The organism is Clostridium lapidicellarium (assembly GCF_041224415.1).
Lineage (GTDB): Bacteria > Bacillota > Clostridia > Clostridiales > Clostridiaceae > Clostridium_B > Clostridium_B lapidicellarium.
This window is the reverse complement of sequence record NZ_JBGFFE010000005.1, coordinates 1-14,919: the sequence shown is the minus strand read 5'-3', so window position 1 is coordinate 14,919 and position 14,919 is coordinate 1. Positions and strand designations below refer to the sequence as shown.

The window sequence follows — 14,919 nt, the reverse complement described above, 5'->3', positions numbered from 1 at the left end:
GAATTAAAAATTTTATCATTAATTGAAAACTGTAAATTGTCAATTGTAAATTGAAAAAAGGGGTTGATTAAATGCCAGGATTGTTTTCAATATTCAATACAGCAAAGAGCGGGCTTTTTTCACAGCAGACCGCAGTAAATGTGACGTCGCACAATATAGCAAATGCAAATACGGACGGCTACTCCAGACAGAGGGCGAACATGGTGACCACCACTCCATACAGCATTCCCAGCATGGATAATGCGGCAGGGGCAGGACAGCTCGGGACAGGTGTGGTTGTGGATTCCATAGACAGAATAAGAGATGCTTTTCTGGACTACCAGGTGAGAGTGGAAATGGGTGTAAACGGTCAGTACACAGCTAGGGACAAATATCTGACGCAGGTGGAAAATGCACTAAACGAACCTAGCGACAGTGCAATCTCTTCACTTATAGGGAAGTTTTTCAACTCCTGGCAGGATTTGTCCAAAAACACTCAAAACACCAGCGCCGTTGCCCAGCAGGCTTACCAGCTCACCAACAATATAAACAACACTTATTCAAAGCTTACGAGTATAAAGGAAAATACAAATACTGAAATAAAAAGCCTGGTTGTCAATGTAAACGGGATTCTCTCCCAGATATCCAAGCTAAACCAGCAGATAAAGGATATAAAGAGTTCGGGCCAGAACCCCAACGATCTTCTGGACAGCAGGGACGAACTTCTGGATAAGCTGAGCAGCGAGTTTGGCATAACCGTTACCCAGAAGGATCTGGACGGAATTGATGTCACTACTTCAGATAATGCACCTATTGGAACTGATGGAAAACCGCTTAATGTAGTCCAGTCTGCAGATCCAGACAGCCCTGACGTAGCCACTTTTTCTTATGTAAACAGCATAACACCTAAGGAAGTTGATAAAGACGGTAAAGGAACTTATACTGTTGTTTATTATAAAAAGGGTGACACACTCACCGATGCCAATAAAGTTACTCTTACGGTGAATATGACGGCAGAACAGGCAAAGGAGCTTGATGAAAGCAGAGTGATCTGGGCTGACAGCACGGGTATGGCTTACAAAGATACAAATAAAAATAATACAATTGATGGAAGCGGCAAAAAACTTGATGGTACTGAAACTGTGGATTTTGAACAACTTATGATTTTCAAACCGTCCAAGGGTGAGCTGAAAGGCTATATGTCAGTTCAGCAGGATGTAGACAATTATCAGGACACACTGAATAAATTTGCAAAGGCACTGGCACTTTCCGTAAATGCCATAATAAGCCAGAGCAGCAGCTGGGTTGCGGATGGCAGCGGCTCTCCCGAGGGCGGCATAAATAATTTCTTTGTCAATTCGACACCTGAGAAAGAAGGTGCCTATACTGAGAAAGACGAAAATAACATAAATGCAGCGAACATAACGGTAAATGTGGCCATTTTAAATGACTCTTCAAAGATAAAAACCGCCACCAAGTACGATTCAAAGGGGAATTCCCTAAATGATGCCACCGATGGAAACAGGGCCGCGGCAATAGCCCAGCTGGCGGATAGCCTTATGGACATACAGAGTGTAAATACGGATGCAGATACAAATACAGTTGATGGAAATGGTAAAGACGGCAGAGATGATAGAAGTACTTTGGTTAAAAATATATTTTCCCCAGATGGCAAATTGAATAATGTATATTCCGTAGGAAGCTCAGTAGGTGGTTCAACTATTGACAATTACTTTGACGATTTTGTAAACAAGGTTGGTATGCAAGAACAGGAAGCAGAGACTCAAGTAGGGAATGAAGCCAGACAGCTTTCCTATTATACCCAATCGAGAGAATCCACTTCGGGGGTTTCCATAGATGAAGAGGTTACAAATCTCATACAGTTCCAGCACTGCTATCAGGCAAATGCCAAGATGATATCCACGGTAGACGATTTACTGGATGTAGTAATAAACGGACTTAAAAAATAGTTACGCAGATGACAGTTGAAAATTTACAATGTACAGTTGACAATTGAAAACTATCAATTGTTAATTGAAGAAAGGATGGTGTGTTTTTTGAGAGTAACGAATAAATTGCTGTCAAATAATTTCCTGACAGATGTGCAGAGGAATCTTTTAAACCTGAATAAAATCCAGAGGCAGATGTCCTCAATGAAAAATTTTTCCAAACCTTCCGATGACCCTGTAAATGTACAGAGGTCAATGCAGCTCCAGAGTTCCATAGATTACAATGCTCAGTATGCAGTTAATATAAAAGCTGCCCAGGGGTGGATGAAAACCACGGATACATCTCTTATACAGTTGAATACCGTGCTTGGAAATATAAGAAACAACCTGGAAAAGGGCGGCGGCAACGGCGGTTATACACAGGATGAAATGGACAAGGTTAATGACGAGATAAATCAAGAAGTATCCCAGCTGGCACAGATTTTAAATACGAATTTTGAGGGAGAATATATATTCGGAGGTACCGCAGGACTTTCCAAACCTGTAAAAACTTCCATCTATGATATAACCCGCAGTGGTACGGATACCTATAAAAATTGTGTAAAATTAGAATATGCAGATAAAAACGGCAATACGGTAAATTATCTTCCAGATGTGGTGTCAAACGGGTTTGATATAAAAAATTGGACATCACATGGTATAACTTTTAATGTGAATGGGACTGATATATCTATAAATAATATATCAGGTTCAAACGTAGATGAGGTAGTAAAGAATCTGAATAGTAAAATACAAAATACCGATGGACTGGAAGATAAAATAAATGTAGTCAAGACCAATGATGGTAATATAAAATTTCTGGCTGTAGACAGCAATGATATTATTAAAATAAGTCATACTACTGTTAAAAATGATTTGACAGGAACAATTGGTAAGCAATTTTCGAGCATAGCTCAGGATAACATAGAAGCTTCCAAAAATATAGAAGTGTCCCAGGGAGTTGTACTTGATTACAATACAAATGCAGTGGATGTCATGAAATACGGCTCCGGAGATTATGATGACATAAGATTTTTAATGGACAGGATTGAGCACCATATGGCAGGACAGGTATTATCTGATAAGAAACAAGATGGTACTGCAGTTGTTTCTACAGATTCGGGTGCGATAAATATGCCGGATTCAGATGGAACAGCTCATTATTATGCGTGGATAAATAATCAGAGTGAGGCTAAAAAACAGCTTACAAATGAGGATATTACGGATATAGATGAGGCTTCAAAACAAGTGCTCAAAGCAGATTCCCAGATAGGTGCCAAGGAAACTAGAATGGATGGGCTGTCAAGTCAAAACTCCGCTTCTAAAGTGGATATGACCGACGTGCTTTCAAAGACGGAAGATATAGATATATCGGAGAAGACAATAGAATATGCTACTATGCTTACAGTTTACGAGGCTTGTCTTCAAACAGGAGGCAAGGTAATACAGCCTACACTTCTGGATTATGTTGATTAAGGTTTAAATTTTTAAACTCCGAACTTTGAAACAAAAGGTGGTAAATATGGAATTAAAAACGAAGTATCACGGCGTGAGGCATTATGATGAAAAAGATGTAATAATTTTTAAAAATGGCATTCCCGGACTGGAAAATTTAAAGAGATATATCATATTTCCCGCAGAAGAAAACAAATTATTTTATATACTCCAGTCTGTAGAAGATCTGTCTATAGGTCTTGTACTTGTTTCACCATTTAACATAATGAAAGATTATGAATTCAAGCTGGATGGTGATAAAGTCAAGGAGCTCGGCATAAATGATTCAAAGGATGTATTGGTGCTCAACACTGTGACGCTGAGTTCAAAAATAGAAAATATAACTGCAAATATGAAAGCCCCACTGGTTATAAATATAAATAAAAAGATTGGGGAACAGATAATACTGGATAATGAAAATTATCTTATAAAATACCCGCTTTTTAAGGAGGGAGCATAATTGCTGGTTATAAGCAGGAAAAAAGGAGAATCCTTTTTAATCGGCGACAATATAAAGGTTACCGTTTCAAAAATTGAAAATGGAACGGTCAAACTTTCTATATCTGCCCCCAGGGATGTAACTATACTCAGGAAAGAACTTTATGACGAAGTGAAAAATGAGAATAAAAATGCGGCAGCTTCAAATATGAATCTGCTTAAAAAATTTAAGAATAATTCTAATACTAAATAAATAAAGAGGTGTTTAGCATGGAAGTTGCAGGTATAAGTCAAGGAAGACAGATGCCTTTGAATTTAGATGTAAATGTATCTGATACAAAAGATGCAAGCAATATTATACAACCACTTCATAATTTGAAAAATCAGATAGCCAAGAGCAATCAGGATTTTAAAGATGCAAAAGATGCAGTGGATCAGGCAAATAAAATAATGGATGAAGCTAAAACCCACCTGAAGTTTGAAATTCACGGCAAATTCAAAGATATTGTAGTACAAGTACTTGACGATAATACTAATCAAGTTTTAAAAGAAGTTCCACCTACACAAATATTGGATATGGTAGAAAAGTTTTGTGAAATGGCAGGATTTTTTGTGAATGAAAAAGCTTGACTCAATGTAAAATTATCAATTGAAAATCGTAAATTGTAAATTGAATAAGGGGGTGTTGTCGTGGAATTCAGATTGAATAAAATAGACCCTGAAGTCAGACAGAGAGTTAGAGAAGCTACGAATGCCAATAAAGTTCATAATAAGAGAAAAATATTTGTAGATGGTAGTGATAATAAGAATAAAGAAAAAAAAGGCGGAGGAAGTTTTGAAACAGAACTTGGCAAATATAAACAGGAAAAAAGTAAAGAAGAAATAGTGGTGCAAGCCACCAGGACAGAAGAAGTAAAGGTCAATGCTTTCAGAGAGCAAGAGGGTTCAATTTCAATGACAGGCAGCAAGGGAAGTATTATAGATGTTAAAAAATGAATTGATAGTTAAGATGAGTTAAATCTATCCGGACTCTCAATTTTCAACTAGTAGAACAGGAGGGAATCTGTGTGTATACTGCTAATGCCTACAATATCTATAAAAACAACAGTATAAATTTTGCATCCAAGGACCAGCTGCTTTTGATGCTGGTAGACGGTGGAGATAGATTTGCGAAAATGGGAAAACAGGCAATACTGGATAAAGATATTAAAAAGGCACACGAAAATATAGTTAAAGCCGAGAATATATTCTACGAACTTATGGCGACACTTGATGTTTCAAAAGCCGGGAAATGGGGGAAATCCCTTATGGCCGTATATGATTTTATAGTGAGAAGACTTACGGATGCCAATTTGAAAAAAGATGCAGCAATAATGGACGAGGTAATTCCAATTATAGAAAATGTGAAAGACACTTGGGAACAGGCTTATAAGATTTCAAAGACAGGGAAAAACAATTCGCAATAGACAATTTACAGTTGACAATGGACAATTGACAACTAAAGGTTGAAATTTTTTAATTTTATTAAAAAATTTCCTTATAAACTGTCAGCTGTTAATTGAAAATTGTCAATTGAATAAAAGGAGGTATAAACATGGCAGATAGTACAAGCAGTATGCCTGTAGGGGCGACCGGTGCAGGCGGCGGGAACATGCTGAGGATTACAGGACTCAACACAGGGCTTGACATAGATGCAATGGTAAAAAAGATGCTGACGGCAGACCAGACGAAAGTGGATCAGGCAAAGCAGCAGCAGCAGCTTGTACAGTGGAGGCAGGAAGCCTACCAGAGCATAATAAAGGACGTAAAAGATCTGCAGAGTACTTATTTTGATATAACAAAAAGTGCAAGTTATCTGCTGTCTTCAGGAAGTTATAATAATATGGTAGCTGTAAGTGATAGCCCATCTGATATTTATGCAACGACTAATTCTAATGCTGTTGCAGGCAATTATAAGGTATTAGTTAAACAATTGGCAAGATCAGCGGCAGTAGCTGGTTCAGATATCGTTAAAACTTCATCAGGTGCCAATGCATCTACTTCTACTAAATTGACTGATATTGACTCAAGTTTATCGGGAGAAATAACATTACAGCTTAAATATAACGGCAATGAAAAAACAATAACTTTGAATAATTCAGGAAATGCGACGGTAAAAGATCTAATAGACAAAATAAAAAATGACACAAATGGAGCTGTTACTGCAAAACTTGACGATCTTACAGGTAAATTTGTAATTCAGACTTCAGATACGGGTGCTCAATCTACATTGGAAATTGAAAGCAGTGGTTCCAGCAGCAAGCTTCTTGAGAAATTTAATTTGACTTCACCTGATAAGATCGAGGGGCAAAATGCCATTGTTGGCATTAAAGAGCCGGGTTCAGACAGTTATGTTAAAACAGAGCAAAAATCAAATAGCTTTACCATAAATGGTGTGAATTACAATATATATTCAACTACCCCCAATACCGATATTGATACTTCTGATCCTACTAAGCTTGTAGGAGATAATCCTATTGGCATATCTGTTAACCAGGATACTTCAAAAATGCATGATCTTATTACAAGTTTCATTGACAAGTACAACAATCTGGTTGGAGAAATACAGGACAAGCTTAGTGAGAAGAAAGATTATGATTACTCGCCGCTTACAGATTCTCAAAAGAGCGGCATGAGTGATACGGACATAACAAATTGGGAAAACAAAGCCAAAGAGGGGATACTGGAAAATGACGATAATTTACAGCAGTTATTGGATGATCTAACCAGTGCATTTAATACTCCTGTGGTAGATGAAAATGGGAAAAGTGTATCCACAGTTTATTTTGGAAGCATAGGTTCAAGTGCTATAGGAATTGATACTTCAAATGATTATACGCAGGGTGGAAAACTCAGTATAACTGATGAACAGAAGTTTACGGATGCTCTCACAAATCATGCAGATGAGGTAATGAAACTCTTTACGACTACCTCTGACAGTACTAATTCAACAGATAAATTTAAACAGTCTGGTATATTTGAGAGGATAGATGATATATTAAACAAAAATGTTGGTATAGTAGGAAGTACTTCTTTAAATAGTGGTATACTTACGACATATACAAATTTCCAAGATGATTATACTGTAAACGGTGGCGGAGGAACGGGAACCCTTCCTGATCAGATATATCAGAAACAACTTCTTATAAATACGTTGACGGACAGGATGAATGATGATCAGACAAAATATTACAATCAATTTACACAGCTGGAGGTAGCCATGGAGCAGTTAAATGCACAGCAGTCAACTCTTTCAATGTACCTTAGCTAAGGAGTATTAGATTAGAGAACTTTTTATGTTTTTGGCTAAAATAAGAGGTGGTTCTGATATGAAAAGAAATGTGGAAGGGATATTGACGGATTATAAAAAATGTACGGAGAATATTATAGAAATACTTAAAAAAAGTGATTTTGATTCTCTTCAGAATGAAATGAAAATAAGGCAGTGTATTTTAGATAAACTCATTTTTAACGATGATAAGAAGGCTGAAGCTCGAAATGTTTACAGAAAATTAGATATAGGAAAAGTTGAAAATGAAGCAGAAAGTCTTATGAAGGAAAAAACTTTATCAATAAAAGAAAAACTTAAAGATATATCTGTAAAAAAAACTGCCAGCAATGCTTATGGAAATATTGGAGGTTCAGCAAAAATATTTAGCAAAAAGATTTAGAAAACTATAAAGGTAGATAGTGTAAAGTCGATAATAAAATTGGTGATAGTAAGAAGTAACTATAAATAAAATGGACAAGGATGTCCAATAAAAATCAAGGAGGAATAAAACATGATAATCAACCATAATCTTATGGCAAACAATGCACTTAGAAATATCAACATCAATTCAAACGGTGCAGCTAAAGCAATGGAAAAACTTTCTTCAGGTCTCAGAATAAACAGGGCAGGAGACGATGCAGCAGGTCTTGCAATATCTGAAAAAATGAGAGGCCAGATAAATGGATTAAACCAGGCTTCCACAAATGCTCAGGATGGTATATCACTTATACAGACAGGTGAAGGTGCATTAAATGAAACTACTGCAATACTTCAAAGAATGAGGACTCTTGCAGTACAAGCAGCAAATGATACAGAGACAACTGCTGACAGGGGTCAGATAGACAAAGAAATGCAACAACTTAAATCTGAGATAGATAGAATATCAAGTACTACTCAGTTTAACACTAAAAATTTGTTGGATGGGACGGCTAGTGGTTTGAAATTCCAGATCGGAGCCAATGCGCGCCAGATGATATCTTTAACTATAGCTACAATGAATACCACTGCATTATCATTAACTGCTATTTCTGTAAGTGGTAAAGGCGCTAGTGCAATAAGTTCAATGGTTACAACTATTAACAATGCCATAGATACAGTATCTACTGAAAGAGCTAAGCTTGGTGCTGTCCAGAACAGATTGGAACATACTATAAACAACTTGGGTGTTGCATCTGAAAATTTGACAACAGCTGAATCCAGAATCAGAGATGTAGATATGGCTTCAGAAATGTCCGAGTACTCTAAAGAAAACATACTTTCTCAGGCAGCTCAGGCTATGCTTGCACAGGCTAATCAGCAGCCGCAGCAGGTACTTCAGTTATTGAGATAGTAATGTATATGTGTGAAATAAAGAGTAGATAAATGTCTACTCTTTATTTTGTAGTAACAAACTATTTTAAAGAGGTTGGATTATGAATTCTATAACTGAAAATACTGTAGATCTGGTGAACAATTACAATCTAAGTTCTAGCCAGGCAAATTGTAAAATTGAGATCAGCAAAGATAATAAAAAAATTATAAGGGTATGTAAAAATGGGAAATGGATTTATCTTGGAAGTAAATACAATGTGACTAGGGATATAAATAATATTTTAAATAAAATTAAAGATACAGATTCAAAAACTTTGATAGTAATATTTGGGTTGGCTTCTGGTGAGTATATAAATGAACTAGTTAAATATATAAAAGAAGACAATAAAGTTTTAATTGTAGAACCAAGCATTGAGATAATAAAATTGTTTTTGAAAGAGAACGATCGAAATTTACTTGAGGATGAAAGAATATACTTGGTTAATTTTAGTAAAAAGTTAAGGGATCTATTAAGTGGTATTATTAAAATAGAAAATTTGTATGATATGGTTCCTATTATATATCCGGTTTACGATAGAATTTTCTCAAATGAATGTATTGAATTTCTAAAATATTTAAATAGTGCTAGAAATGATTTGATGATAGAATTTAATACTACCTTGGCAATTTCGAAGAATATTTTTTATTCAACTATAAGAAATATAAGATCTATTTCAAATTCTTTACCTGTTAATAAATTTAAAAATAAATTTAAAGGAATGTCTGCGATAGTAGTGTCAGCAGGGCCTTCACTTGAAAAAAATATAGATTATTTAAAGAAAATTCAAGATGATTTTATAATTATTTCAGGACTTAGAAATTTGAAAGGACTTTTGAAAATAGGAATTGTACCTGATTTTTTGTGTATTTTAGATACATTAGACATAAATTATAGGTTTATTGAAGGGTGCACTAATATTAATATACCTATAGTATTTCATGAAGCTTCCAGTTATAAGGTAATTGATAAATATACAGGACCTAAGATCTTATTTTTGCGTAATCCCAAATTTTCTGAATTTTTGGGAAAACAAGTAGATGGTCTATATCAAGGGGGTTCTGTGGCCCATATATGCACATCTTTTGCTGTCTATATAGGATGCAGTACTATAATATTTGTAGGGCAGGATTTAGCTTATACGAATGATAAATTTCATGCTAAATCTGCAAGTTTTGAGGATGAAGTAGAGGTACATGAAGATGAAAAAAAGTATGATTTAGTTGATGATATATATGGCAATAAGATAAAAACAGACAGTGTGTTTAATATGTTCAGAGAAAAATTAGAAGACTTTATAAAACATAATAAGAATATAAAATTTATAAATAGTACCGAGGGCGGAGCAGATATAAAGGGTACTTCGGTAATGTCATTGAAGAAATCGGCCTCGATGTATGGTATAAAAGGAAAACGTGCTATTTTATCTAATACGAAAGATCTATATAAAAATGAATTTGATAAATTGAAGTTAAAGGAATCCATCTTAAAAAATAAGAAAGACCTTGAAAATATCAGAAGTTATATAGATAAGAATGAACAAAATATAAATAAATTTCAATTGTATTATAATGGGGCTACCAGTTTGAATATAAATAAAATAATGAATAATTTAGATAAACTTGATAAGTTTATAGAGAAAAGTTGTAGTGAATTTGTCCTGATAAATGATTTGTTGGCACCTATAACACTGGAAGCCATGTACAGGAGAGATTTAAGTGTTTATTCGGAAGATAGTGATAAGGATAAAGGAAGGAAAATAGCTAAAAAATACAAAATACTGTACAGCAATATTAAAAATGGAATAGATCTTGCTGTTCCATTATTTGAGAATGCAGCAAATGGCTTGGATTAAAGGTGGTGAATTTATATTATGAATGAAAAGATTGATGCTTTAAAAACTGCTGATGAGTACATGTATAATCTTAAAAGGGGTATAAAATCTGTGGTTGATAAGTTTCAGAGCGGTAAGGAAAATGATGCATTAAATTTATTGCCACTTGTAATTGACGGATTACAGTGGATGGCTCAGATTATAGTTCTTACCAAAGATGTTCAAAAGAGGGAAATAAATTTATCTAAATTTAATTGTAAATTAAAAGAAACTGTAAAAGCTATAGAAAATGAGGATTATGTACTGATAAGTGATATTTTTGATTATGAAATAATTCCGATCCTTGAGGATACACATAAGGTTATTAAGAACAGTATTGCTCTGTATGGTTGTAAGGATATTAAATATGAGAAAAATTAATGTAATTAAAAGTAAAAATGGTGCAAGATCAATTTCTGTAAATGGGATATTATTACACAGTAGATATGATCCTTATAGAGCAGCAGAGGCATTTGCAGAAAGCAATATTGAACTTTTAAAGAATGGAGTTGTGATCTTGTATGGAGCAGCTTTTGCATATCACATTAAGTCCATGTTAAATTTTATGGATAAATATAGTAAGTTATATGTTTTTGATATGGATGAGGAAATAGTAAAAGTAGCAAATAAATTTAAAATGTATGAAAATATAAAGAAAGATCCAAGGGTAGAATTTAATTTTGGGTGTTCCTATAAATTAATGAAAAAATTTACGAAATTAATTGATCATGTAGAAGATATTATAATATATAGACCTTCTTTAAAAGTACTTCCCAATCGTTATGATAAATTTAAACAGATATTGGTAAATTATGATATAGCTAGAATTGGCATAAATAAAATGGCGCCTATAATGAGTGAGAATGCTAGAATAAACTTGAGTAAAAATTATCCTTTTATTGATGAGTTTTTTAATAAATATAATTTTAATGGAAAACCGATTGTTGTCACTGCTTCTGGTCCATCATTAGATTATGATTTGAATAATTTGAAAAAGTATAGAAAATATGTCAGTATATTTTGCGTAGGAAGTTCGCTGAGAACATTAATGGATGAAGATATAGTTCCAGATGCCATATTTTTAATAGATGGTGGTGAAATTGTAAAATATCAATTGCAGGGTTTTGAAAATTTAGATATACCGTTATGTTTCTTAAATACGGCTTCAAGATGGGCAGTTTCCAGTTATAGGGGCCCTAAATATGTTTTTTTTAATGAAGCTTCAAGTAAAAGTGAATTTATAATAAATACAGGTGGAACTGTAGCACTTGCTGCAATTGATATTGCAGTAAAATCACTTGCCAGAGAAATTATTATGTTAGGTCAGGATCTGGCTTTTATAGGTAATAAAAATCATACAGATGGTTTTAATAAAATTTACAATAAATTACATACAAATAATAAAATAGATAATAATAAAACTTTGTATAAAAAAGTTAAAAGTATAGACGATAAAATATTATATACTACATCTGGATATTTAAGATTTAAGTATTATATAGAAAGAGAAATCAAATGTAATAAATCGGTAAGATTTATAAACTGCAGTAAAGGCGCTAAGATATTAGGTGCTGAATGTATGACTTTTGAAGAATGGGTTAAAAAGTATGTCAAAATTAATATATAGATTATTATTTTTTATAAAGAAAAGTTTAGGGAAAATTATAAAATTAATAACTATAAAGGATCATGTTTATAGTGCTGATTTGCTTAAATATGAGATTAGCCCTATACTGGGAAAATGGAAGGATATGCCTAATTTATAAAAATCTAATGAAACCTAAATAATTATAAATATTATAGAAAGGTGAAATAATATGAAGCATTTAGAACAATCTCATAATAATATTAATATTATGAAATATTTTAGGAAAATTAATAAAACTAATTCAAATAGTCTTGAAGCAATTTTATATTCATATGATTTACAAGCCGGAAGTTATAGAAATAATTATTATAATAAAATTTTAGATCGTATGCATGTAAATGGCAAAAAGATTACAATACAAGCAAAAAAATTTTATGAAGAGTATGGAAAAGAAATAGCTAATGTTTTTGATAAGCTGAATTACTCAAGTATATTAGAAGTAGGGGTTGGAGAGGCCACTACTTTAAGTAATGTAATTAAAAATATTAATAATAAATATGCAAAAATTAAGGGTATTGATATATCATTTTCAAGAATAGGATATGGAAATATATTTTTAAAAGAGCAATTAATAGATAATGCATCTCTTGGTGTAGCTGATATGTTTAATTTGCCTTTTAAAGATGAAGCTTTTGATATAGTATATACATCTCATTGTATAGAACCTAATACAGATGGTGCAGAAAATGCTATAAAAGAGTTATATAGGGTAACTAACAAGTGGTTAATTCTTATAGAACCAGCTTTTGATTTAGCCAACGAAGAAAGTAAGAATCATATGATAGAACATGCATATTGTATAAATTTGATTGATATTATAAAAAATATGAATTTGAATATAGTTGAGCATAGTTTATTTAAACTTGGAACATATAATAACCAAGCTGCAATTACAATTATAAGAAAAGATTCAAGTAGTAATTCTAATGTAAATTGGTGTTGTCCTATATGCAAAGATGAATTAATAAGGGAAGATGGAAACTATTTTTGTAAAAAATGTTCTTTTATATTCCCCATTATAAAAAAGATTCCATGTTTGAATCAAAATTATGCAATTTTAGGTAGTAAATATTTATTATTCTAGAATAGACATATGATACAAGGTTTTAAACTAATAATTGAATATTAGTTAATACTTAATTATTTAAGAAATGAAAATAATCTATGAGTGATAGAAAAATGGACAGCTGAATTTGGTAAAGAATATACAGATAGAAATGTCTATGATCCAGGAGAATTAGATGAATTCTATAAAACCAATATGGAATTACAAGAACTGAAATGAACGAAGAATTTCTAAGTATATACCTAGACAAAAATTCTAAAATACTTGAAGTTGGCTGTAATGTAGGTAATCAATTAAGGTTATTACAAGAAAGAGGATATAGTAATTTATAAGGCATAGAAATTCAAGATTATGCGGTAGAGATGGCTAAAAAATTTACTGATGGTATAAATATTATAAGGGGAACCGCAGATGATATACCATTCAGAGACGGGTATTTTGATTTAGTTTTTACTAGTGGTGTTTTAATACATATAAATTCGCAATCTATAGGTAAAGTTTTAAGAGAGATTTATAGGTGCAGTAATAGTTTATATTTGGGGTATGGAGTATTATTCAGATGGTTATGAAAAGGTAATTTATAGAGGAAATGATAATTTATTGTGGAAAGCTGATTTTTCTAAAATGTATCTAAATGAATTTGAAGATTTAAAGAGTTTAAAATATAAAAGGTATAAATGTATTGATAATTTTAATGAAGATTTGATGTTTTTGTTAAAAAAGATAATTTAGTATTTATTAAGATTTGAATATTTTAAAAGTCAAAAATTATATATCGGTTAAAAAATGAGGATGATTTATATGAATATAGTATGTATAGTACAAGCAAGAACAGGCTCTACAAGATTGCCGGGGAAAGTATTAAAAAAAATATGTGGTAAGACAATTTTAGAACATGATATTGATAGATTAAAAAGATCTAATGGTATAGACAAAATTGTAATTGCAACGACAACTAAGGAGCAGGATGATATTATAGTTGAAATTGCTGAAAAAGCCTTGGTTGGTTATTTCAGAGGTTCGGAACAAGATGTTCTGTCAAGATATTATTATGCGGCAAAACAGTATGATGCGGATATAGTAATAAGAGTTACAAGTGACTGTCCTCTTATTGATCCAAAAATTATAGATAATATGGTAGAAAAATTTAAGAGATTAAATAAAACAGAAAATATAGATTATTTGAGTAATAAGATAAAGCCAACATATCCAAGAGGTCTTGATGTAGAAATTTTTACATTTAAAGCATTAGAAAAATGTTTTAAAGAAGCAGATAAAGATTATGAAAAGGAACATGTTACTCCTTATATTTATTTAAATCCTGATAAATTTAAATTTAAAAATTATGAGAATAAAAAAGATTATTCCAAATTTCGCTGGACTTTGGATACTAAAGAGGATTTAGAACTTATAGAAATAATATACAATAATTTGTATAAAGAAAATAGCTTTTTTTATTTTGAAGATATTCTAAAATTTGTATTGGATAATCCAGAAGTTTCAATAGTAAATGAAAATGTTAGACAAAAAGAACTTGCAGATTAGTAAAGTAATTGAGTAAATACAAGTATTAAATAATATAGTCTGCAATGAGGTGAATTTAATGGAATAGGTAATAAGTAGAACAATTAGTAATTCAAAAGACAACAGAAATGAACAATGGATATATAAAGATTCCGAAATAGAGAAAAGTTTCAAAGTTGAAGTTAATTATGGAAAACCTATAAATATTGATGCTAGAATAAAAATAGTACAAAATAAATTGAGAAAGTTCC

Annotated in this window: 16 protein-coding genes; all 16 read left to right on the top strand. The window is 32.3% G+C overall.

Annotated features, from left to right (window positions below; translation table 11 throughout):
* Window positions 1-71 precede the first annotated feature (71 nt).
* Window positions 72-1,949, top strand: coding sequence for a flagellar hook-associated protein FlgK (gene flgK, locus AB8S09_RS05265; protein ID WP_369868620.1), 1,878 nt, complete (start codon window positions 72-74; stop codon window positions 1,947-1,949).
* Window positions 1,950-2,036: 87 nt separating this feature from the next.
* Window positions 2,037-3,443 (top strand): flagellar hook-associated protein FlgL, encoded by a 1,407-nt coding sequence (gene flgL / locus AB8S09_RS05260; RefSeq protein WP_369868619.1) that lies wholly within the window; start codon window positions 2,037-2,039, stop codon window positions 3,441-3,443.
* Between the two features lie 46 nt (window positions 3,444-3,489).
* Window positions 3,490-3,921 carry a flagellar assembly protein FliW gene (gene fliW, locus AB8S09_RS05255; RefSeq protein ID WP_369868618.1) on the top strand — a complete coding sequence of 144 codons (432 nt, stop codon included), beginning with the start codon at window positions 3,490-3,492 and terminating at the stop codon, window positions 3,919-3,921.
* Window positions 3,922-4,152 carry a carbon storage regulator CsrA gene (gene csrA / locus AB8S09_RS05250; RefSeq protein ID WP_294181993.1) on the top strand — a complete coding sequence of 77 codons (231 nt, stop codon included), beginning with the start codon at window positions 3,922-3,924 and terminating at the stop codon, window positions 4,150-4,152.
* Between the two features lie 17 nt (window positions 4,153-4,169).
* Window positions 4,170-4,529: a flagellar protein FlaG gene (locus AB8S09_RS05245; protein WP_294181995.1), complete on the top strand. Its 360-nt coding sequence runs from the start codon at window positions 4,170-4,172 to the stop codon at window positions 4,527-4,529.
* Window positions 4,530-4,589: 60 nt separating this feature from the next.
* The gene (locus AB8S09_RS05240; protein ID WP_294181997.1) at window positions 4,590-4,895 is read left to right on the top strand and encodes a hypothetical protein; all 306 of its coding nucleotides are present in this window, start codon (window positions 4,590-4,592) and stop codon (window positions 4,893-4,895) included.
* A gap of 71 nt (window positions 4,896-4,966) precedes the next feature.
* The gene (gene fliS / locus AB8S09_RS05235; protein WP_294181999.1) at window positions 4,967-5,365 is read left to right on the top strand and encodes a flagellar export chaperone FliS; all 399 of its coding nucleotides are present in this window, start codon (window positions 4,967-4,969) and stop codon (window positions 5,363-5,365) included.
* A 128-nt stretch (window positions 5,366-5,493) separates the two neighbouring features.
* Window positions 5,494-7,209 (top strand): flagellar filament capping protein FliD, encoded by a 1,716-nt coding sequence (gene fliD / locus AB8S09_RS05230; protein WP_369868616.1) that lies wholly within the window; start codon window positions 5,494-5,496, stop codon window positions 7,207-7,209.
* 58 nt (window positions 7,210-7,267) lie between these two features.
* Window positions 7,268-7,609 carry a flagellar protein FliT gene (gene fliT, locus AB8S09_RS05225; RefSeq protein ID WP_369868615.1) on the top strand — a complete coding sequence of 114 codons (342 nt, stop codon included), beginning with the start codon at window positions 7,268-7,270 and terminating at the stop codon, window positions 7,607-7,609.
* A gap of 111 nt (window positions 7,610-7,720) precedes the next feature.
* A complete protein-coding gene (locus tag AB8S09_RS05220; protein WP_369868614.1) occupies window positions 7,721-8,539 on the top strand; it encodes a flagellin N-terminal helical domain-containing protein in 819 nt (272 codons plus the stop codon).
* An 82-nt stretch (window positions 8,540-8,621) separates the two neighbouring features.
* Window positions 8,622-10,412, top strand: a complete 1,791-nt coding sequence (locus AB8S09_RS05215) for a motility associated factor glycosyltransferase family protein (protein WP_369868613.1) — start codon at window positions 8,622-8,624, stop codon at window positions 10,410-10,412.
* An 18-nt stretch (window positions 10,413-10,430) separates the two neighbouring features.
* A complete protein-coding gene (locus AB8S09_RS05210; RefSeq protein ID WP_369868612.1) occupies window positions 10,431-10,811 on the top strand; it encodes a DUF8042 domain-containing protein in 381 nt (126 codons plus the stop codon).
* Window positions 10,798-12,057 carry a motility associated factor glycosyltransferase family protein gene (locus tag AB8S09_RS05205; RefSeq protein WP_369868611.1) on the top strand — a complete coding sequence of 420 codons (1,260 nt, stop codon included), beginning with the start codon at window positions 10,798-10,800 and terminating at the stop codon, window positions 12,055-12,057. The genes AB8S09_RS05210 and AB8S09_RS05205 overlap by 14 nt, the downstream gene beginning before the upstream one ends.
* A gap of 190 nt (window positions 12,058-12,247) precedes the next feature.
* Window positions 12,248-13,162: a methyltransferase domain-containing protein gene (locus AB8S09_RS05200; RefSeq protein WP_369868610.1), complete on the top strand. Its 915-nt coding sequence runs from the start codon at window positions 12,248-12,250 to the stop codon at window positions 13,160-13,162.
* 344 nt (window positions 13,163-13,506) lie between these two features.
* Entirely contained in the window at window positions 13,507-13,713 is a 207-nt protein-coding gene (locus AB8S09_RS05195) for a methyltransferase domain-containing protein (protein ID WP_369868609.1), read from the top strand.
* 232 nt (window positions 13,714-13,945) lie between these two features.
* Window positions 13,946-14,689, top strand: coding sequence for a cytidylyltransferase domain-containing protein (locus AB8S09_RS05190; RefSeq protein WP_369868608.1), 744 nt, complete (start codon window positions 13,946-13,948; stop codon window positions 14,687-14,689).
* The last annotated feature ends 230 nt before the right edge of the window (window positions 14,690-14,919 follow it).